General features: G+C 60.9%; 20 protein-coding genes, 1 tRNA gene and 1 pseudogene. 11 read left to right on the top strand and 11 right to left on the bottom strand.

Translation table 11 applies throughout. The features are described from left to right. Positions 1-5: 5 nt before the first annotated feature. The 7 genes from fdxH to fdhD all read left to right on the top strand — a co-directional run bounded on the left by fdxH (position 6) and on the right by fdhD (position 7128). Entirely contained in the window at positions 6-878 is an 873-nt protein-coding gene (fdxH, locus tag QN370_RS00185; RefSeq protein ID WP_416172172.1) for a formate dehydrogenase subunit beta, read from the top strand. Positions 879-880: 2 nt separating this feature from the next. Beyond that, positions 881-1522 (top strand): formate dehydrogenase subunit gamma, encoded by a 642-nt coding sequence (locus QN370_RS00180; RefSeq protein ID WP_322127561.1) that lies wholly within the window; start codon positions 881-883, stop codon positions 1520-1522. 93 nt (positions 1523-1615) lie between these two features. Next, positions 1616-2614: a formate dehydrogenase accessory protein FdhE gene (gene fdhE / locus QN370_RS00175; protein ID WP_322127562.1), complete on the top strand. Its 999-nt coding sequence runs from the start codon at positions 1616-1618 to the stop codon at positions 2612-2614. Between the two features lie 11 nt (positions 2615-2625). Then, the gene (gene selA, locus QN370_RS00170) at positions 2626-4092 is read left to right on the top strand and encodes an L-seryl-tRNA(Sec) selenium transferase (RefSeq protein ID WP_322127563.1); all 1467 of its coding nucleotides are present in this window, start codon (positions 2626-2628) and stop codon (positions 4090-4092) included. Next, positions 4089-6047, top strand: a complete 1959-nt coding sequence (gene selB / locus QN370_RS00165) for a selenocysteine-specific translation elongation factor (RefSeq protein WP_322127564.1) — start codon at positions 4089-4091, stop codon at positions 6045-6047. Before selA ends, selB begins: the two co-directional genes overlap by 4 nt. 81 nt (positions 6048-6128) lie before the next feature. Then, positions 6129-6224 (top strand) — tRNA-Sec (locus QN370_RS00160). 46 nt (positions 6225-6270) lie between these two features. After that, positions 6271-7128 carry a formate dehydrogenase accessory sulfurtransferase FdhD gene (gene fdhD, locus QN370_RS00155; RefSeq protein WP_416172139.1) on the top strand — a complete coding sequence of 286 codons (858 nt, stop codon included), beginning with the start codon at positions 6271-6273 and terminating at the stop codon, positions 7126-7128. On the opposite strand, the gene QN370_RS00150 is transcribed toward fdhD, so the two are convergent. From QN370_RS00150 to QN370_RS00135, 4 genes are all read right to left on the bottom strand, one after another. After that, positions 7120-10248: a CusA/CzcA family heavy metal efflux RND transporter gene (locus QN370_RS00150; protein WP_322127565.1), complete on the bottom strand. Its 3129-nt coding sequence runs from the start codon at positions 10246-10248 to the stop codon at positions 7120-7122. The genes fdhD and QN370_RS00150 overlap by 9 nt on opposite strands. A gap of 56 nt (positions 10249-10304) precedes the next feature. Further along, a complete protein-coding gene (locus QN370_RS00145) occupies positions 10305-11555 on the bottom strand; it encodes an efflux RND transporter periplasmic adaptor subunit (RefSeq protein WP_322127566.1) in 1251 nt (416 codons plus the stop codon). Beyond that, positions 11552-12883 (bottom strand): TolC family protein, encoded by a 1332-nt coding sequence (locus QN370_RS00140; protein ID WP_322127567.1) that lies wholly within the window; start codon positions 12881-12883, stop codon positions 11552-11554. The genes QN370_RS00145 and QN370_RS00140 overlap by 4 nt, the downstream gene beginning before the upstream one ends. A 100-nt stretch (positions 12884-12983) precedes the next feature. Next, positions 12984-13346 (bottom strand): DUF2946 family protein, encoded by a 363-nt coding sequence (locus QN370_RS00135; RefSeq protein WP_322127568.1) that lies wholly within the window; start codon positions 13344-13346, stop codon positions 12984-12986. A gap of 339 nt (positions 13347-13685) precedes the next feature. On the opposite strand from QN370_RS00135, the gene QN370_RS00130 reads away from it, so the two are divergent. From QN370_RS00130 to QN370_RS00115, 4 genes and pseudogenes are all read left to right on the top strand, one after another. Next, positions 13686-13808, top strand: coding sequence for a hypothetical protein (locus tag QN370_RS00130; RefSeq protein ID WP_322127569.1), 123 nt, complete (start codon positions 13686-13688; stop codon positions 13806-13808). Positions 13809-13814: 6 nt separating this feature from the next. After that, positions 13815-14078 (top strand): annotated as a pseudogene (locus QN370_RS00125) (DUF1016 N-terminal domain-containing protein); the annotation flags it as partial. An 89-nt stretch (positions 14079-14167) separates the two neighbouring features. Beyond that, positions 14168-14443: a BrnT family toxin gene (locus QN370_RS00120; RefSeq protein ID WP_416172173.1), complete on the top strand. Its 276-nt coding sequence runs from the start codon at positions 14168-14170 to the stop codon at positions 14441-14443. Next, positions 14427-14699: a BrnA antitoxin family protein gene (locus tag QN370_RS00115; protein WP_322127570.1), complete on the top strand. Its 273-nt coding sequence runs from the start codon at positions 14427-14429 to the stop codon at positions 14697-14699. The genes QN370_RS00120 and QN370_RS00115 overlap by 17 nt, the downstream gene beginning before the upstream one ends. An 88-nt stretch (positions 14700-14787) precedes the next feature. On the opposite strand, the gene QN370_RS00110 is transcribed toward QN370_RS00115, so the two are convergent. The 7 genes from QN370_RS00110 to mdcA are packed head-to-tail and all read right to left on the bottom strand — an operon-like array spanning position 14788 to position 20906. Next, positions 14788-15720, bottom strand: a complete 933-nt coding sequence (locus QN370_RS00110) for an ACP S-malonyltransferase (RefSeq protein WP_322127571.1) — start codon at positions 15718-15720, stop codon at positions 14788-14790. Next, positions 15717-16661 (bottom strand): triphosphoribosyl-dephospho-CoA synthase MdcB, encoded by a 945-nt coding sequence (gene mdcB, locus QN370_RS00105; RefSeq protein WP_322127572.1) that lies wholly within the window; start codon positions 16659-16661, stop codon positions 15717-15719. Before mdcB ends, QN370_RS00110 begins: the two co-directional genes overlap by 4 nt. Before the next feature lie 17 nt (positions 16662-16678). Further along, positions 16679-17338 (bottom strand): malonate decarboxylase holo-[acyl-carrier-protein] synthase, encoded by a 660-nt coding sequence (gene mdcG, locus QN370_RS00100; protein ID WP_322127573.1) that lies wholly within the window; start codon positions 17336-17338, stop codon positions 16679-16681. Further along, positions 17322-18038: a biotin-independent malonate decarboxylase subunit gamma gene (gene mdcE, locus QN370_RS00095; RefSeq protein WP_322127574.1), complete on the bottom strand. Its 717-nt coding sequence runs from the start codon at positions 18036-18038 to the stop codon at positions 17322-17324. The genes mdcG and mdcE overlap by 17 nt, the downstream gene beginning before the upstream one ends. After that, complete coding sequence (locus QN370_RS00090; RefSeq protein ID WP_322127575.1) at positions 18038-18940, bottom strand: biotin-independent malonate decarboxylase subunit beta; 903 nt, start codon at positions 18938-18940, stop codon at positions 18038-18040. Before QN370_RS00090 ends, mdcE begins: the two co-directional genes overlap by 1 nt. Continuing rightward, positions 18937-19251, bottom strand: coding sequence for a malonate decarboxylase acyl carrier protein (mdcC, locus tag QN370_RS00085; protein WP_322127576.1), 315 nt, complete (start codon positions 19249-19251; stop codon positions 18937-18939). Before mdcC ends, QN370_RS00090 begins: the two co-directional genes overlap by 4 nt. Positions 19252-19265: 14 nt before the next feature. Then, a complete protein-coding gene (mdcA, locus tag QN370_RS00080; RefSeq protein ID WP_322127577.1) occupies positions 19266-20906 on the bottom strand; it encodes a malonate decarboxylase subunit alpha in 1641 nt (546 codons plus the stop codon). Positions 20907-20971: the final 65 nt, after the last annotated feature.

The raw sequence follows: 20971 nt of genomic DNA, 5'->3' as shown, positions 1-20971 counted from the left end.
CCATGATGACTTCAGACATAGTAAGAAAATCGGCCACCACGACGACACCCGCTTCGACCCGCTCGGCCACCGTACCGCTGGCCAAGCTGATCGACGTCTCCAAGTGCATCGGCTGCAAGGCCTGCCAGTCGGCGTGCATGGAATGGAACGACCTGCGTGACGAGGTCGGTGACAACTCCGGCGTGTATGACAATCCGCGCGACCTGACCGGCAGTTCGTGGACCGTGATGCGGTTCTCGGAAGTCGAGGAAGCCGGCAAGCTCGAATGGCTCATCCGCAAGGATGGCTGCATGCATTGCGAAGACCCGGGCTGCCTGAAAGCCTGCCCGGCACCCGGCGCCATCGTGCAGTATGCCAACGGCATCGTCGACTTCAATCAGGACCTGTGCATCGGCTGCGGTTACTGCATCGCCGGTTGCCCGTTCGACGTACCACGTATTTCCAAGATCGACGACAAGGCTTACAAGTGTTCGTTGTGCTCGGATCGCGTGGCTGTCGGCCAGGAACCAGCCTGCGTCAAAGCCTGCCCGACCGGCTCGATCATGTTCGGCACCAAGGAAGCGATGATCACGCAAGCAGAAGAACGTGTCGTCGATCTGAAGGAGCGTGGCTATGACAACGCCGGCTTGTACAACCCGGCCGGTGTCGGTGGCACGCACGTGATGTATGTGCTGCATCACGCCGACAAGCCGGGGCTATATCACAACCTGCCGACCAATCCGACCATCAGTCCGCTGGTGTCGGTGTGGAAGGGTGTGACCAAGCCGTTCCTGTCGTTAGGTATTGGCCTGGCCATTCTTGGTGGCTTCTTCCATTACATCAGTCGCGGTCCGAAAGAAGTGCATGCGGAACCGGCCGAGGAAAAGGAAGAGAGCTAATCATGGTCAAGTATATCCATCGTTATGCCACGTCGGACCGGGTCAATCACTGGATCGTGGCGATGTGTTTCATCGTGCTGTCGCTGTCGGGACTGGCGTTTTTCCATCCGTCGTACTTCTTCCTCTCGAGTGTATTGGGCGGCCCGGTCTGGGCCCGCATCCTGCATCCGTTTATCGGCATCGTGCTGTCCCTGACCTTTGTCGGCCTGTCGTTACGGGTCTGGAAAGACAACCGGTTCAAGGCAGTCGATATCGAATGGTTGAAGCGTATTGACGAAGTCATCAACAACGGTGACGGCCCGGACAAGCTACCGATCGGCAAGTACAACGCCGGTCAGAAGCTGATGTTCTGGAGCATGGTGTGGAGCATCGGCTTCCTGCTGGTCTCCGGCATCGTGATCTGGCGCGCCTGGTTTGCCGGTTACTTTCCGATCGTCGTGGTGCGCTGGGGCGTGGTCATCCACATGCTGGCTGCCTTTGTCGGCATCGTCTCGCTGATCGTCCATGTGTATGCCGCAATCTGGGTCAAGGGCACCTTGCGTGCAATGACCCGCGGTAATGTCGATGCCGCCTGGGCCAAGCATCACCACCCGGAGTGGTATCGCGAAATGACGCAAGAAAAAGTCACGGACGCACCGCACTAAAACAGCTATACCCCGGCGTGTCTAAGCTGATGCGCCGGGCATTTTTAATGTTGTCCCGCAGTCCAACCGTTGTCCCTCAATACTGAAGTACCTATGGCTACCAAAATTCTCGAACCTGGCGAAATCGGCCAGGTTGATCCGTTTCCCCAAGTCGTGCTGCCGGTCGATACGTCGTTGTTTGATGCACGCGCACGCCGTTTTCATCAGCTCGCGCAGAACCACGCGATGGGCCAATTCCTCGCCGTGATGGGACAACTGGCGCAAGCGCAGCACGCGGCCTTGCCGCTGCAAAACGCGACACCGGTCGATGCCGTAACGCTGGCGCAATCGCGCTTGCACGGCATGCCGCCACTGTCGTGGCAGTCCGTCACCCGCAACAGCGAATGGCAAGCCGACCTCGACGCCATCATCAACCATCTGCTTGATCACGACGTCACCGCTTTCGCCGACGCCGCCACGACACTGGCCGCGATGGACAGCGATCACCGCGAAGCGCTGGCCGATGCCGTGCTCGATGGCGGTGTCGCCGGTGATGATCCGGTGCGCCACGCCTTGCTCGCGCCGCTGATCGGCGCAGCCTTGCAAGTGTGGTGGACGCGTCAGGCCGCAACGCTGACCGAAGACGAACTCGGTCATGTCGGCAGCTCATCGGTGTGCCCGGTCTGCGCGGCGCGACCGGTGGCCAGCGTGGTCGAAATCGGCGCGTCGCAAGCTAACCTGCGCTACCTGCATTGTTCGCTGTGCAGTACCCAGTGGCACATGGTGCGCGTGACGTGCTCTTCGTGCGAATCGACCAAAGGCATTGCCTATTACAGCCTGACCGGCGCCGAAGACAATGCCGCGCCATCCCGCAAGATTGCCTTCGCACGCGCCGAAGCCTGCGACACCTGCCACAGCTATCTGAAGATTTTCACGCGTGAAAAAGTCCCGATGATGGAAGCGACCGCCGATGACCTCGCGACGCTGGCGCTGGACATGCTGGTCGATGAAGCCGGCTATTTGCGCAGCGGTCCGAACCTGCTGTTTGCTCCGGGCGTGGCACCGGCCGATCAGGACGATACCGCCCTGCTCACACCCGCCACCGATCACTGACAAGGCATGCGATGAATACCCATTCGGTGCCGCCCACTGCGAGCGAACCGTTACCCGAGGCAGCGCTAACGCTGAAAACCTTGCCATCGGTCGACCGCCTGCTGGGTAGTGCGTCGGCACTGCAAGCCGCACAACAGCATGGCCGCACGCTGGTCAAACGAGCGATCCAGTCAGCGCTGACGACCACGCGTCAACGGCTGGTCACCTCCCCTGCCGAACTGTTCACGCTCGATCAACTGGACCGCGCAATCGCGCACAAACTGGCCACCGACTTGCGCTCCAACCTGCGCGCGGTCTTCAATCTGACCGGCACCGTCATCCACACCAATCTCGGTCGCAGCCAGTTGCCGGAAGCGGCGATCACGGCGATGGTGCTGGCAGCGCGCTCGGCGGTGACGATCGAATACGATCTCGACAAAGGCGGTCGCGGCGAGCGCGATGACATCACCGAAGGCTTGCTGTGCGAACTGACCGGTGCCGAAGCGGCCACCGTCGTCAACAACTGTGCCGCCGCCGTGCTGCTGGTATTGGGCGCGCTGGCCAGGGGCAAGGAAGTACCGGTCTCGCGCGGCGAACTGGTCGAGATCGGCGGCTCGTTCCGCATCCCCGACATCATGCAGGCAGCCGGTTGCAAGCTGGTCGAAGTGGGCACCACCAACCGCACCCATCTACATGATTACGAGAACGCGCTGTCCGACCAGACCGGGTTGGTGGCGCGGATTCACACCTCCAATTTTGAAGTCGTCGGCTTTACTGCCAGTCCGTCCGAAGCCGATCTGGCCACCCTCGCCCATGCCCACGGCATCCCGCTGATGGTTGATCTGGGTAGCGGTGCGCTGGTCCCGTTCGAACGCTATGGTTTGCCGCATGAACCGCTGCCGCAAGAGGCGATGAAAGCCGGTGCCGATATCGTCACCTTCTCCGGCGACAAGCTGCTGGGTGGACCGCAAAGCGGCATCATCACCGGCAACAAAGACTTGATCGCCAAGATCCGTCGCCATCCGCTCAAGCGCGCGCTGCGCTGCGACAAGCTGATCCTCGGCGCACTCGAAGGCGTGCTGCGCACCTACCGCGACCACCTCGACGATCCGCACGAACTGGCGCAGCACTTGCCGGTGCTGCGCTTGCTGAGCCGACCCGCGGCCGACATCCGGCAGGTCGGCGAGCGCGTGCTGACGTCGGTGCAGACAGCGCTGCGCGCCGTCGCTGAAGTCGCGCTGCATCCTGCACAAAGCCAGATCGGTAGCGGCTCATTGCCGGTTGAGCGACTCGATAGCTGGGCGCTGGTCATCGCGCCACTGGGCAAGCGCAGCGGCAGAACCGTGCAGGCGCTCGAAGAAGTCTTGCGGCAATTGCCAACGCCAGTCATCGGTCGCATCAAGGATGGCGCGATCTGGCTGGACTTGCGCACGCTCGAAAACGAAAGCGGCTTTCTGGCCCAACTGGGTGTGCTCGCGCAACTGTCGACGGCACCATGATTATCGGCACCGCAGGTCACATCGACCATGGCAAGACCTCGCTGGTGCGGGCACTGACAGGGATAGAGACGGACCGTCTCGCCGAAGAAAAAGCGCGCGGCATCACGATCGAACTCGGCTATGCCTACCAGCCGGTCGATGCAGCTGATCCGACCGGTGCACGACTGGGTTTTGTCGACATGCCCGGTCATGAACGCTTCATCCACACGATGCTGGCCGGGGCCACCGGCATCAGCTACGCGCTGCTGGTGGTCGCTGCCGACGACGGTGTGATGCCGCAAACCCGCGAGCATCTGCACATCCTGCAATTGCTCGGGATGCAGCACGGCGCGGTGGTGCTGACCAAGACCGATCTGGTGTCGGACGCACGGGTCGCGCAAGTGACTGGCGAGTTGCACCATCTTCTTGCGAGTACCTTTTTGAACGATGCGCCGGTGTTCCCGGTCAGTACGCTCAGCGGTGAAGGCGTACCGGCACTCAAGAATTGTCTGGCCGATGTGGCACGGCGCTGGCATGGCGAACATTCGCCACAGGACGCAACCACCGAAGCCCAGGACAGCCAATTCAGGCTGGCGCTGGACCGCTGTTTTTCACTCGATGGTCGCGGCACCATCGTCACCGGCACCGTCTATGCCGGATCGCTGCGGGTCGGCGATACCGTCAACGTACTGCCCTCGCAGCGCGACCGCCCGATGCTGTCGGCGCGGGTGCGCGGCATGCACGCGATGAACCAGACGGTCGAGCAGTGCGGTGCTGGTCAGCGGGTCTCGCTGAACCTGGTCGGACTCGAACGCAGCGCGCTGCATCGCGGCGACTGGATCGTTGCCGCCACAATCACGCGCCTGAGCGAACGCCTGGTCGTCGATCTGGCGCTGCTCGCCGATAGCAAACCGTTGCGGCACTGGAGCGCGGTCCATGTGCACGTCGGTGCGGCGCATACCACTGCGCGTATCGCGCTGCTGCAAGGCGATCTGTTGATGCCGGGGTCAGGCATGCTGGCTGAACTCGCGCTTGATGTGCCGCTGCATGTCTGCCATAGCGACCGTATCGTGTTGCGTGACGCCAGCGCCCAGCACACCATCGGTGGCGGTGTCGTGCTCGATGCTTGCGTGCCGGTGCGCGGCAAGCGCTCCGCGACCCGACTGGCCTTGCTGGCAGCGCAACGCGAACCATTGGCGATTGATGCATTACGCCGCACGCTGGTGCTGGATGCGAGCGGACTCGATGTCGATGTGTTTGCCGCCAATCGCAACCTGTCGGTGCTGTTCGTGCAGTCGCTGCTCGCACAACTCGGTGCCGTGGCTGTCAGCACTGACACCGGACACCATGCCTTTGCCGCCGAGCGCTGGCAGCAATTGCAGCAAACGGTGCTCACAACATTGGCCGCCCTGCATGCGCGCGAACCGGATTATGTCGGCGTCGAGCGCGAACGCTTGCGCCGGATTGCGCTACCCACCGTGCCGCCTGCCGTGTTTCGGGAACTGCTGCGCGCACTGCTGCAAGAGCAGCATATCGTCGCGATCAGCCATGTTTTTATTGCGCTGCCATCGCACACCGTGGCGTTTTCCAATGACGAGAACGCGCTCTGGCAAAGAATTGTTCCGCTCTTGTCCGAATCGGCTTTCCAGCCGCCGCGCGTGCGGCCACTCGCGGTAGCACTGCGCAAGGATGAGGAGCTAGTGCGCCGCCTGCTCGGCAAAGCCGCGCGGCTTGGCTACACCTACCGGGTCGCGCATGATCATTTCTTTCTCGATGCGGCCGTGCGCACCCTCGCTGCGCATGTACAGACGCTGACCGATAGCGACGGCGAAGCCTCGGTCGCGCTGTTCCGCGACCGTATCGGGACCGGTCGCAAACTAGCCGTCGAGATCCTTGAATTCTTCAATCGGGTCGGTTACACGCGCCGCATTCACGACCGGCATGTGATCCGTCAGCAAGCGATGTGGCAACAATGAAAGCTCCGTATAATGCGACCGACACGACGTATTTATCCATGAGTGACCGGCAGCGTGGTCATCTTGCGGAACATGATTACTGGGAGAGCTGCGCTTCCTGGTGGAACGACCGGACTTCAAATCCGGGTGGGGTTGCCAGCAATCCCAGGTGGGTTCGACTCCCACGCTCTCCCGCCACCATCCCGTCACACCACACGGCTTCGCCTGCAAGGCAGGCATTGTCATGAGTGACGCCGACTTGGTTCTCGCTGACGAACACCACCATCTGTCAATGTCGCCTGCCACGGTCTCGACATGGCGCGGCAACAGCGAAGTGCACGGCACTGACATGCTGGCTGAAGAAGTCCCGGTCGCGCTCGAATACAACGGTATTTCGCATGCCGTGATGCTAGCCACACCGACTGATCTGGAAGACTTTGCATTGGGTTTCAGCCTGAGCGAAGGCTTGATCCGGCATCGCTCCGACCTGTACGACTGCGACGTGCTGTCGCTGCCTGACGGCATCCGTATTGCGATGCGCATTTCAAACGAGTGCTTCGCCGCGATGAAAGATCAGCGACGCAACATGAGCGGGCGTACCGGTTGCGGCTTGTGTGGTGCCGAGACGCTCGCGCAAGTGCTGCGCACACCGCCACGGGTCAACAGTGCTATCCGGATTGATGCCGCACAACTGCAACAAGCGTTCCTGGAAATGGAACAGCAACAGACCCTGCAACAAGCCACCGGATCGACCCACGCGGCCGGTTGGCTAGCTGCCGATTGCCACGTGCCGGTTGTGCGCGAAGATGTCGGTCGCCACAATGCGCTCGACAAACTCATCGGGGCGCTGACCTATCGCGGCACCGACTTCGCCAGCGGCGCGGTGCTGATCACCAGCCGCGCCAGTTATGAAATGGTGCAAAAAACCGCGATGGCCGGGATTGGACTGCTGGCTGCGGTGTCGGCACCAACCGCGCTGGCGCGGCGCCTGGCTGACGAGACCGGGATCACGCTGGTGGGCTTCGTGCGTGGTCACGGCCATGTTGTCTACACCCATCCGGAGCGTCTTTGCCATCCTCTCCCGTCGCTGAAATCAGCCTGATTGTTTGCGATACGCCAGCCGGTACAACAACGGCAGCACCAGCAACGTCAGCGCCGTCGAGGACAAGATGCCGCCGATGACAACCGTGGCCAGCGGTCGCTGCACCTCGGCACCGGTCCCGATGGCAATAGCCATCGGGACAAACCCCAGCGACGCGACCAGCGCCGTCATCAACACCGGCCGCAAGCGTGTCAATGCCCCCTCTTCAATCGCCTGGTCAAGCGGCATGCCCTGCTCACGCAACGCGCGGATGAACGCAATCATCACGAGTCCGTTCAATACCGCCACACCGGATAGCGCAATGAAACCAATCCCCGCCGAGATCGACAACGGAATGCCGCGCAACCACAGCGCAACGATGCCGCCGGTCAGCGCAAACGGTACGCCGGTGAAGACCAGCAAGCCATCCTTGAGGTTGTTGAACATCGCAAACAGCAACATGAACACGAGCAGCAGCGCCACCGGCACGACGATCTGCAGTCGCTTGGTCGCCGATTGCAGTTGTTCGAAGGTGCCACCCCAGCTGGTCCAGTAGCCGCTCGGCATCTTGACCTGCTGGCGGATCTGCTCCCCGGCATCGGCGACAAACGAGCCCATATCGCGACCACGCACATTGGCGGTCACGACCACGCGCCGCTTGCCGTTTTCGCGGCTGATCTGGTTCGGACCCGGTGCCATGTCGATGCTGGCGACGTCGCCCAATGTCAGATAAGAAGGCGGACCGCCCGTACCACCATTGGGCAAACGGATCGGCAAACGCAGCATCGCATCGGTGCTGGAGCGCAGCGCTTCCGGCAGCCGCACGACGATATCAAAACGCCGGTCGCCTTCAAAAAGAGTGCCTGCTTCGGTGCCACCGATTGCGGTGCTAATGACTTGCTGGACATCACTGACATTGAGCCCCAGCCGGGCAGTTTTTTCGCGGTCGATCCGGATCGTTAGCATCGGCAAGCCGGTGGTTTGTTCGACCTTGACATCGGCGGCTCCCGCGACGTTTGAGAGCACTCCGGATATCTCCTCTGCGGCCTGATTCATGACATCCATATCATCGCCAAATACCTTCACGGCGACATCGCTGCGCACACCCGAAATCAATTCATTGAAGCGCATCTGGATTGGCTGCGTGAACTCGTAATTATTGCCGGGCACATTGGCGACGGCAGTCTGCATTGCCGCCAGCAGATCGGCTTTGCTGCGGGTCGGATCGGGCCATGCCGATTGCGGTTTGAGCATGACGAAGTTATCAGCCACATTGGGCGGCATCGGATCGGTCGCGATTTCGGCCGTACCGATCTTGGCAAAGACCTTGTCGACCTCAGGAAATTGCATGATCGTGCGTTCCAGTTCTGCCTGCATCGCGATGGCTTGTGTCAGGCTGGTGCCAGGAATGCGCAAGGCATGCAGCGCGATATCGCCTTCATCAAGGCTGGGGACGAATTCGCTACCCATGCGTGTGGCTAGTAATCCGCTCAGTACGATGACCACACCGGCAATGGTCAGCACCAGCGATTTGTTCGCCATCGCCAATCGCAGCATCGGCGCATACGCACTCCGGGCAGCGCTCATCACCCGGTTTTCTTTCTCGCTGACCTTGTTGCCGATGAAAAGCGCCACCGCTGCGGGGATGAAGGTGATCGACAGGATCATCGCCCCGATCAGCGCCGCGACGACGGTGAACGCCATCGGATGAAACATCTTTCCTTCGACGCCAGTGAGCGCAAAAATCGGCAGGTACACGACCATGATGATGAGCTGCCCGTACAGCAGCGGCCGGCGTGCTTCGCGGGCGGCAGCGAATACTTCATGGAAGCGCTCGGTGCGGGTCAGTGTCCGGCCGGCGTTGGTTTGCGCATGGGCCAGACGACGCACGCAGTTTTCGACAATCACCACCGCGCCGTCGATGATGATGCCGAAATCGAGCGCACCCAGACTCATCAGGTTGGCACTGACGGCGTTGGTGACCATGCCGGTAAAAGTGAACAGCATCGCCAGTGGAATCACCATCGCCGTGATCAGCGCGGCGCGCAAATTACCGAGGAACAGGAACAGTACGGCAATGACCAGCAGCGCACCTTCGATCAGGTTTTTTCTAACGGTATTGATCGCCTTGTCAACCAGTGTGGTCCGGTCATAGACGGTGTTGGCGAACACGCCATCGGGCAAGCTGAGATTGATTTCGTCTAGCTTGCTGGCCACCGCGCGCGAGACGGTGCGGCTGTTTTCACCGATCAGCATGAAGACCGTTCCGAGCACGACTTCGCGGCCGTTCTCGGTCGCCGCGCCGGTACGCAGTTCCTTGCCGATCACGACCTCGGCGACATCGCGGATGCGCACCGGGATGCCCTGCCGACTGCCGACCAGGATGTTGCCGATATCGGCCATTGAGCTCACTTGTCCGGGTGCGCGCACCAGAAACTGTTCGCCGCGTCGCTCGATGTAACCAGCACCGACATTGCTGTTATTGCTTTCGAGTGCAGTGACGATGTCCTGCAGCGCCAAGCCGTGTGCGATCAACCGGTCCGGGTCAGGAGCGACCTGAAACTCTTTGGCATACCCGCCGATGGTATTGATCTCGGCGACGCCGGCCACATTGCGCAACTGCGGCTTGATGATCCAGTCCTGAATCTCGCGCAAGTCAGTCGGCGTGTACGGCGTGCCGTCTGCTTTGACTGCGCCGTCACGCGTCTCGACGGTCCACATGACAATCTCACCGAGGCCGGTTGAAATCGGTCCCAGACTCGGTGTCAGCCCGGACGGCAACTGCGCTCTGGCTTGCTGGAGCCGCTCGTTGACGAGCTGGCGCGCAAAGAATACATCGGTACCCTCCTTGAAGATGATGGTCACTTGCGACAAGCCGTAGCGTGACAGCGAACGGGTCTGTTCCAGCTGCGGCAAACCGGCCATCACCGTTTCGATCGGATAGGTGATGCGCTGTTCGGTTTCCAGCGGCGAATAGCCGGGTGCCGAGGTGTTGACCTGCACCTGCACGTTAGTGATGTCGGGTACGGCATCGATCGGTAATTGCTGATAACTGAAGACGCCAAGGGCGGCCATACCGAGCGTGAGCAGCATGACCATCCAGCGCTGGGCGATGGAAAAGTGGATGATTTTTTCAAACATGGCGCGCGCTGTCGACAGAGTGCTGCGTGGTAGGCGTCATCATTGATGGGTGTTGATCAGTGCGCATGGCTGGCACCCGATTTGCCAAGGTCGGCCTTGATCAGGAAGCTGTTGCGGGCGGCGATCTGCTCGCCGGCACGCAAGCCATCAAGCACTTCAGTGAACACGCCATCGCTGCGACCCAGCTTCAGCGGTCGCGCTTCGAAACTGTCGCCCGCGCGACCGAACGCGGTCGGACCATCGTTGATGGTCTGGATCGCACCCACTGGCACCGCGATGGCGACATCGACCGATGCCGACACCAGATTGACCGTCACCGGCAAACCCGGACGCCACAATCCTTTCGGGTTCGGCAAGACAATGCGCGCGCTCGCCGTACGGGTTTGCGCACCGACCAGCGCACCGACATACGACAGCGTGCCGGTCGCGGCATGGTCGAAGGCAATCGCCTTGACGCTTGCTTGCTGGCCGGTGCTGACTGCATTGAGGTCTTTCGCCGGCACGACGATTTCGGCCCAGACCGACGACAGATCAGCGACGATAAAAATTGTCGTGTCGTCCTTGAGCGAGGCACCGATGGCGATGCGCTTGTCGGTCACGGTACCGTCGATCGGGGAACGGATTTCGTAACGGGTCAGGTTGCCGCCTGCGTTCGCGTTCGCCCCGAGCGCGGCCAGTTTTTGGCGCGCACTTTGTGCCGCGATGTCGGCTTCCTGCAGTGCGTTGCGGGCCTGCAGGTAGTCTTGTTCCGCCGAGATTTTTTCTTCCCACAAAGTCTTCTCGCGTGCGAACGTCGTGCGTGCCAGCGCGGCCCGCTGCTGCGCCGCAATCGAGTCGCTGCGCTGGTCGGCCAGCGCATGGCTGGAAATGACGGCCAGTACCTGGCCCTTGCGCACCGTGTCCCCGGCATTGGCCGACACCGATTCAACGGTCCCGCTCAGACGCGGCACGATGTGCACCATGCGGTCTTCATTGACGTGAATTTCACCGATCAGTTGCAGCGTGCTGTTGATGCGGGCCGGTCCGGCCGTGCCCAGCGCGACGCCGTTCTGCTTCATTTGCTCATCGCTCATCGTCACGCTTGCTTCGTCATGGCCGGGTTCTTCCTGACCTGCTTCTTCATGACCGGGTTTTTCATGCGACTTGCCGTCATCATGACCACCGGCTTTTGCGTGAGAGTCCGTGCCGTGTGTCTCTGCACTGACCGCGGTACGGTTAAGACCCAGAATCAGGAAAGCCAGCAATGCGCCAATGGCGAGAACCATCGCGATCGCGATGCCCTGTTTTTTGTTGAGATTGAAGGTCATGGTGATTCCTGAGACTGGCTATTTAGGGACACAGCGGACACAACGGACACAGCGCCGATATCGCCGCCAACGAGACGTTCGATATCGGCGGCCGCCCGATGGGCGCTGGCCAGCGTCTGTAATGTCTGAGATTTGGCTTGCAACAAGGTGCGCTGCGCATCGAGCACATCAAGGAAACTGAACTTGCCGAAGGCAAAGCCGGTACTCGCGGCGTCATAGGCGCTTTGCGCACCCGGCACGATTTGCTGCTGCAACAGTTGGGCTTGCTCAATTGCGGTAGCGAGTTGTTCATGGGCCTGCGCAAGTTCACTGGCACCCTGAATGTCGCTCGCCGTCAATGCGTCGCGGGCCTTGTCGGTGCGCCGCAGCGATTCGAGCAGATTGCCCTGATTGCGGTCAAACAGCGCGAGCGGAATCGACACGCCGAGAATGGCTTGATTGCGACCCAGCTGTTCGTCGCGTTTGGCACCGATGCTCACGGTCAGGTCCGGCACCTGACGTGTACGTTCGACTTGCGCCAGTGCCTGTCGGCGTTGCACTTCCAGACGCGAACGGGCGAAGGCGGGCGATTGCTGCAAGCGTTGCAGTAACGAATCCAGCGACGGCAGCGGCGGCAGGACCGCGAGTGCACCGTCGACCCGCTCGAAGCGCGGCCGGGTTTTTCCCCATGTGGCGGCAAGGCGTTGGCGCATCGTCGACAGTTCACTCGCGGCTTGCGACAGTTCGATATGAACACTGGCTTGCGCTACGCGCGCTCTGGTTTCATCAACCGGCGAGGTCTTGCCGGCGACCACCCGTTTGGCGGCAACGCTGGTGGCGCGCTGTGCCAGCTCGACCGACGCCAGCGCCAGCTGATGCCGCTCCTGCGCAGTCAGTACCTCATAAAAAGCCGTCATCACCGTGGCGCGGAGCGCGGCCTGTGCGATGGCCAGATCGGCCACCGCCGCATCACGATTGCGATCCGCCGCCGTCATGCGCGCCAGCCGCTTGCCGCCCAGTTCGATCGTCTGATTCAGTTGCAGGGTCGTAGACCGCGTCTCCTTCCGGGTATCTTCCAGGCTGGCTGACAATTCAGGATTGGGTCGTGTGGCGGCCTGTTGCACGGCACCGTCCATCGCCGCGATTTCGCGCGCAGCAACGGCGAGACCGGGATTGGCGCTGGCAGCGAGCGCCAGCGCAGCAGCCAGCGTGAGTGACCCGCTGGGCTCGACCGGACCAGCCGACGAGATGGCTAACCCGGCTCGCCCCTCATTGAGGAAGGACGCTTGGGCAAAGACAGGGACGTGCACAGACACCGCCAAGACTAGCGGCAAGAACAATTTTTGCATCGAATTCTCCAGTTGAAACAAACAGGGGAATCCGGCAAGACGCGCTAGGGTCTACCGTGGAATACGGAGCAGAAAAGAAAAGCGGAAGCGACGTGCCGGATCAGACGGCACGTGCCCATTTGGGACGCTCGGGACGCTCGGGTCGAGCAGAAGAGAGCAGATCGATATTGCCATGCGAGTAGTCGGGCGCAAGAGCACTGACCGGCATCGCATCTGGGGGGACATGGGGAACGCCGACTTGGCCTAGCTGGCACACACCGCAATCGGCATCGGCAGCGAGCTGCGATGTCGATACCGACTTGTCGTCGCTGCCTGCTGCGTGCGCAATTTCATGTTTGTGTTCATGGTGACCGACATGCGTCGCCGACACGCTGTTTTCATGCCCGCAGTACACCGCTGCTACAGCCCAGGACAGTTGGAGTGGCAGCACGGTCAGCAGGAAAATAAGCAGGAGTCGCGTCATGCGACCGGATTGTACAGTACATCGGAGTGCCGGCTTTCGGCCGGACAAGGTTGCTGCAAAGTGAAACCACGAACAACATTTCAAGATTTGTTTTCATAAATCACCATGCCTTTGTTTTTTGGCTACCGGCACTCCATGGTTGGTGCTAGCTACAGCAAACTGGCGAAAAACTGTCTGTTCCCTGTGCGACGTGGTTGATTTGCTCAACCGTCGTGGTTAGCCTGTTTTGCACAAACGATGGCTAGAGAGTCGCATGATGGAACAAACAGAAACAGGCGCATCACTGGCAGATTTCAAGATGAAAGACAAGATCGCAGCGTTGCCTGGCGAGGTAATGCGATGAGCGATCTTGCCTCGCCGGTGCCGGACTACAACGTAGTGCATTTGGAAATCGTTGCACTGCTCGACGCGGCACGTCGCAGTGCTGCGCGAAGCGTCTATGCGGTGATGACAGCAATCTAGTGGGAAATTGGGCGGCGTATCGTCGAGTCAGACCAGGGAGACCAGGACCGGGCGACCTACGGCGAAGGGCTGATCGAGCGATTGGCCACTGATCTCACGGCCCGCTTTGGACGCGGGTTTAGCAGGCAGAATTTATGGCAAATGCGGGCATTTCACCAAGCGTGGCCGACACCATCAATTCTCCAGACAGTGTCTGGAGAATCTACAACACTTGCTACGCTCACCATCAACTTCCCGCTGCCTTGGTCTGCCTGCGTCCGACTGCAATCACCGGCACGGATCCGCAAGGTTTTTTCGTTGAGTCCAACGTCTTTTAAAACTACCCTACTGTAACTACAAAGAGGTGCGCTTTTGTTTTCCTGGGACGAGACCAAGAATGCAGCAATCAACAGAAGCACGGTGTCAGCTTTGAAACTGCCCGGCATGTATTTGACGATCCATTGCACCTTACCCGACAGGATCGTGTCGAACAGGGTGAGGAGCGGTGGCAGACCATCGGGCTGGTAGGTGGAGTGATATTGCTTTTAGTGGCACACACCTGGCACGACACCGACGACGGGACCGAACACATTCGCCTGATTTCAGCACGCCGGGCAACCAAACTGGAACGAAAAATCGATGAACAAGGATTCTGAAACACTGAGCAAGGAACTGGCAGCACTGGCAGCCAAACCGGAAAGCGAGATCGATTTCTCTGACCTTCCACCAACGACAGAGCAGGACTGGCACGACGCAGTGCGCGGACAGTTTTATCGTCCGTTGAAACAACAGTTAACGGTGCGTATTGATGTCGATGTGCTGGAGTGGCTCAAAAGTGAAGGCAAAGGATATCAAGGTCGTCTCAACGCAATCTTGCGCACGGCTATGCTCGCCAAAGTACGACATCGGTGAGGTGTTGTTGATGATCAGCAAGATCAATCGCAAAAAAGTCGCTAACGCAAGGGCCCCTGGAGAGAGTGACCCCATTTGGCTGATCCATTTAATGGCACTGCCGCTCCAGCCATTTGACAATGCCTGCCAGCGTACGAAAATCGACGACCGAACGGCATTCGATAGACGGATGCCGTGCCCGCAACATGCGTGACAGCGCCCCACCGGGACCGAGTTCCAGTGCGACCGTGATGCCGGCTTCGGCGCAGGCATCCATGCAATGATCCCATCGGATTGTTTCGGCGATCTGGCGTGACAGGTGCGACACTGCAGCCTCTTTGTCCGAGACCTGGACAGCAGAAATACCGGCCAGTACCGGCATCGTGAAAGACGCAAACGTGCTCTGCCGTAGCGCCTCGCGAAACGGTGCCACCGCGTCCTGCATCAGGACTGTATGCGAGGCCACCTCGACCTGAATCGGCGTCAGTTGCGCGCCCAGTTGCTGCAAGCCGATTTCGGCGGCGTGCAGGTCGTCGCTCAAGCCGCCGATAATCAGGTTGTCATCGCCATTCTGAATCGCAATCGCCAACCAGTGCTGTTCCAGCAAAGCCTGCACTGCCGAAGCAGTCAGGCCGGAAACGGCCAGCAGTGATTGCCTGTCAGACGACTGCGTACAGGCATCCATCGCGCGCGCGCGGGTTGCCGCCAACGTGATCAACTCTGCGGCCGGCAGTGCGCCGGCGATCCCATAAGCGCTTAGCTCGCCGATGCTGTAGCCCGCCACCAGCGCTGGCGCAGGAACGCTGGACTTGAGCGCTTCCCACACGGCCAGCGCAGAGGCCACGATCAGCGGTTGCGCGATCCGGTTGGCAAATAGCAGCGCCGGATCGGTCAGCGCAGCCGGGAGCGACACGCCGCAAGCGGCTTCCACCGGCCATTGCGCCAGCAGGCTGGCAACGCGAGCATCCGAATTGGCCAGATCGAATAATTGCGCGTTTTGCGCGCCCTGACCGGGACACAGGATGGCGAGTCGTTGCCTCATTGTTTGCGCTCCGAATAATGGTGGCCAGACAGCGTCCAGCTTGACGTCACCGTCTGCACCAGACACGTTGCCGCCAGCAGATCGGCCGCGCCGCCGGGCGACAGGCGTTGCCGGACCAAGGTCTGATGCATGGCCAGCGCTTGGTCTTTCCAGTGCGGATGGGCACTGCCGCCACGCGCCAGAAAATCCTGTGCCAGTTGCTTGACCAGCGCGGCACCCGCCGCTCCGCCACGATGGTAGACATTGGTATCGCTGATGTGGGCCATCAGCGAAAAGAAGGCATCGACCTGCGCGCAATGCAGACTGCGTCCGGCTGCCAGCGTGCGCTGCAACGCCGGCAATGCCACCTCGAACACCGATGGCAGGCCGAGTGCGGCCTCTTCCCTGGCACCGCTGGCAGCATGCCGTGCCGCCGCTTGCATGCCGTGCGATGGCGCACTGCCCGGAGGGGCCGCAACAACGTGCGTGTGAGCGACCAGCGCCTCGCCCCACTGCGCACGCAAGGTTGCGCTGATCGACTCGGCCGTCAACATCACCTGCCGCGCACGACAAGCACCGATTGCCGCGCACACCATGCCGACGCAAAAGATCGCGCCGCGATGGGTATTGATGCCGCCGGTAGCCATGACCATGCGTGCTTCGGCGGCAATCCCGAGCTGTTGCAATGTGCTGAACGACGCCTCGGCTGCGCCAGCGGCAGTGATACGAATGAAGTAATGACGTAGCGCAAAAAGACTGCGCAGAAACGTCGTCGCCGTCATGTCGTCATGGCTGCCGTTGTCGACCAGCGAGACCAGACCCGGCTTCGGATACAAGGCCAGTTCGGCGTGCAGACTGCGCACGGCGTGGCGACCAATTTGTGCGGAAAAAGATGATTGCGACGGCGTACAAGCCGGGTTCACGGTCGTCCTTTTCGACGCAACAAAGATTAATTCATGCATGCCCACTGCTCCGCTTGTCACTCGGAAAATGACGCCAGCAACGCCGCCATCGTCAATAAATGTACGCCATCAATCTCCTTCACCAGCACGCGCGACCCGTTACCGCTGGCCTGCACCCACTCTTTCCAGGCCACCGCCTGCCCCGATGGAAACAGGATTTCGCCATCCAGCGGCAAGGCTTGCGCATGCCGTTGCAGCAGCGCGATGCCCTGCTCCAACTGCGCCGGTGTCGTCGGTGAAAACAGCAAATCGATATCGGAGGTAGCAGTGACATACGCTTGCCCCGTCAGCGCTTGCAGTGCCAGCGAACCATAAAAGCCGAACGTCAAAGCATCACGGCCAACCTCATCTGCCAGCAATCGCAACGCCGCACGCCAGCGCTCTGGCGCCGTCGCCAGCACCGCATCGATGGCCAGCGGTGCACGGCAACAACGAATGTCAGCGACCGGCACACGCAACGCAATCCGCAGCTTGTCTCCGCTGTCCGGATCGGGCGGCAGCGCGATGCCAAGGCAGACTTCGTCGACTGGCATGTCGATATCGGCGCGCCGCACGATCGCCGGCCAGTCGGATTGCTGCCAGCGCGCGAGCGCTGCCAGAGCGGTCGCATCCAACCCGTCACGGCAACGGTACCAGCCTTGCGCATCAAGCCAGATCAGGTCATGCCGGGCGAACATGTGTCCCCGACCGCACCGCCTCCACCACCGCCTGCGACAGCTTGCGCCCGCCGCGTGCCAGCCCGAGTGCAGCACGTTGATCAATGCAGTTCGGGTCGCGCAGCGCATCGGCTAGCCGGGTCGCCAGATCGCCCTCCCAGATCGCTTCGATGCCGCCCATGCGCAGATAGTTATCGGGACCCGGCGCGAAGACCGGATTGTCCTTGGCCAGCTCGGTCAGGCGTTCCAGCGGCACCTTGGTGATGCGCGCCATCGCTGGCAATCCCATGACGCGGATCGTCGATTCCGGTAACGCGTAACAGGCATCGGCCATCATGCCGCTGGTGATGAAGCCGCCCGACAGCGCCTGATCGTAGACCAGTGCGACGACCTTGTGACCGCTGCGCCGGGCCAGCTCGATGCATTTGCCGAGATGGGCCATGTAGCTATTAATGCCGAGCATTTCGTCACGATGGCGCAAGCGCTGGCCCTGGGTATCGACCAGCAGCAGGATCGCGCGCTGCGGATGTTCGCGTACGACGTTCAGGACGGCTTGCGCCTGCGCCAGCGCGATTTCGATGCCGATAGGCGCGTGGTTGGTGGTGCCAATCACCGCGATGGTGTGGCCGTCGACCTCTGCGCTGCCAGACAGGAAATGATCGGTCTCGCTGATCGTGTGACCGGCGGGAAATAAATTATCCGCGAGTTGTTTCCATTCCATTATTTAGCTCCCTGTCGGTCAACGCTGCGCTTGACCAGCGCGGTGAATTCGGTCGCTTCCAGCATCGGTACGATCTCGGGATTGTCGATGCCGAGTCGACGCCAGATGTCCATCGGCTCTCCTTGCGTGCCGAAATCCTGCAGCCGCGCCGCCAGCATCGCCTGCTCCGCTTCCAGCGCCGCCAGCGTCAACGCCGCACTCCCCTGACCACAGATGTGCACCGCCTCGGTGGCCGCTTGCCGGAACGCGTCGATGTCATCGGTGACGATGGCCTGGCAATCGCCAAGCAAATAACGATGCTTGCCGCCGGTCGTGCGCCAAACCAGCGCCCGGTCACGCGAGTCGAATTCCTCGACGCCGCTGGCCGTTTCGATGACCTCCGGTCCTGACATCGCCAGCCTTCCTTCTTCGGACATCACAATGAAATTGGCACAGCGCGCGACGATGCCCATGCCACCGAAACAGCCATTGGACCCGCCGATGAGTACGATCACCGGGATGCCTGCAGCCCGGGTTTGCAGCACGGCACGCATCACTTCGGAGACGGCAATCAGACCGGCGTTGGCTTCGTGCAAACGCACGCCGCCGGTTTCCAGCAGCAGGATCACGGCATCCACGCGCTCGACCACGGCGCGCTGCAACAGCCCGACCAGTTTGGCACCATGCACTTCGCCAACAGCGCCGCCCATGAAACCGCCCTCCTGCGCGGCAGCGAACACACGCTGGCCGTTGAGCAAACCCTGCCCGATCACGACGCCGTCGTCGAAGGCAACCGGCGCGTCGAGTTGCGCCAGATGCGGACTGACGACACGTTGCGATGGCGGCAAAAATTCCTCGAACGAGCGCGGGTCCAGCAAACGCCCAATGCGCTCGCGCGCGTTGGCTTCCAGATAGCTGCTCATCGGTTTTGCTCCAGCAAGGCTTCGACTGCCTGGTCCAGCCGCAGGCTCACTACCGCCGGCGTCGCGCCCATGTCGTTGATCGAAATGCGGGTGTCGGCCAGTTGCCAGCGCGTCTGAAAATCCGTCATCACGGCTTCCCAGATCGCGCCAAAACCACGCGCTGCGGTACTGATTTCTACCGTGCAGGCACCGCCCTGCTCTGTCGGTTCGATCAGCACTTCCAGATTGCCGGAGCCGACCACGCCGACCAGTTCGGGCCGGGCCGGAATGCGGCGCTGGCCATTTTCAAAACGATATGTCAGGGTTTCCATGATTGCTTCATCCTTTACCAGTTTCTGAAACGCTTGGGCGGGTTATACAAACCGCCGGATGCACGCACCAGATCCTTCATTGTCTTGGCCGCCAGCAAATCTCTGGTCGCCAGTCGTTTGTCGATACCGAGGTCTTCGGCACGCTGGATGATGCCGCGATCGCGCAGGTTCTCGACCATGCGCTGGTCGCGTGCCAGGCCAACCGGGGTGTAACCGGCGACACCACGGATGGCCTGTTTGCGCTCTTCATCAGTGCGACACAGCAGCAAATTGGCGATGCCTTCCTCGGTCAGGATGTGGGTAACATCGTCGCCATAAATCATCACCGGCGGAATGGCCATGCCGGCCTGCTCGCCCAATTCCCAGGCATCGAGCCGATCGACAAACGCCGGTTGCATGTGCTCGCGGAAGGTTTCGACAATCTGCACCACCAGCTTCTGCCCGCGCGGAATCGTATTCTTGCCGGCCCGTGCCTGCTGCCCGGCTTTGAGCCAGCCGGGACTGGCATGACGCCGGCCGCGCGCATCGGCCCCCATGTTGGGCGCACCACCGAAGCCGGAGATGCGACCCAGCGTGGCGGTCGACGAGTTGCCCTGCAAATCGATCTGCAAGGTCGAGCCGATGAACATGTCGCACGCGTAATGGCCTGCCGCCTGGCACAGCGCGCGGTTGCTGCGCATCGCACCATCCGGGCCGGTGAAGAAGACGTCGGGACGCGCCCGGATGTACTCTTCCATGCCCATTTCGGAACCGAACGAATAGACCGATTCGACAAAGCCGGCTTCGATGGCTGGGATCAGCGCCGGATGCGGATTGAGCGCCCAGTGCTGGCAGATTTTGCCTTTCAGTCCGAGCGACTCGGCATAGGTCGGTAACAGCAGTTCGATCGCTGCCGTGTCAAAACCGATGCCGTGATTTAAGCGCTGCACGCCGTATTCGGCGTAAATACCCTTGATGGCCATCATCGCCATCAGCACCTGGATTTCCGAAATTTGCGCCGGATCGCGGGTGAACAGCGGTTCGATGTAATACGGGGTCGGCGCGGGTACCACGAAGTCGACCCAGTCGGCAGGGATGTCGATACGCGGCAGGACGTCGACGATTTCATTGACCTGCGCGATGACGATACCGTTCTTGAACGCGGTGGCTTCGACGATGGCCGGAGTGTCTTCGGTATTGGGGCCGGTGTACAGATTGCCGTGCCGGTCGGCCGCCTCGGCGGCGATCAGCGAGACGCGCGGGGTCAGGTCAACAAAATACCGGCCGTACAGTTCCAGATAGGTGTGGATCGCGCCAACCTCGATTTTTCCCGACTGCATCAACCGGGCCAGTCGCACCGCTTGCGGTCCGGAAAACGAAAAATCGAGTTTGGATGCAATCCCTTTCTCGAAGATATCGAGATGCTCGGGCAGGGCCAGCACCGACTGCAGGATATGCAGATCGTGCAGCACCGCCGGATCGGCCTGCAACAAGGAGCGCGCCAGAAAATCGGCTTGCTTCTGGTTGTTGCCTTCCATGCAGACACGATCGCCCGGCTCGATCACGGCCTCCAGCAAAGCAGTCATTTTTGACGGGTCCGCAATCCGTCCCGTTACAAGCAAGCCACGGTCAAGACGCTTGCGGCGACTCACGGCCAAGGTGTTCCATTGCTTCATGGTTATCCCAGAAAATTTGGCAAAAACATCACTACTAACGGAGAGACTGACGATAACGCGATATC

The organism is Actimicrobium sp. CCI2.3, assembly GCF_035019065.1.
In the GTDB taxonomy this organism is placed as follows: domain Bacteria; phylum Pseudomonadota; class Gammaproteobacteria; order Burkholderiales; family Burkholderiaceae_D; genus Actimicrobium.
The sequence above is the reverse complement of the archived record's forward strand: the minus strand, read 5'-3'. Positions and strand labels throughout refer to the sequence as shown.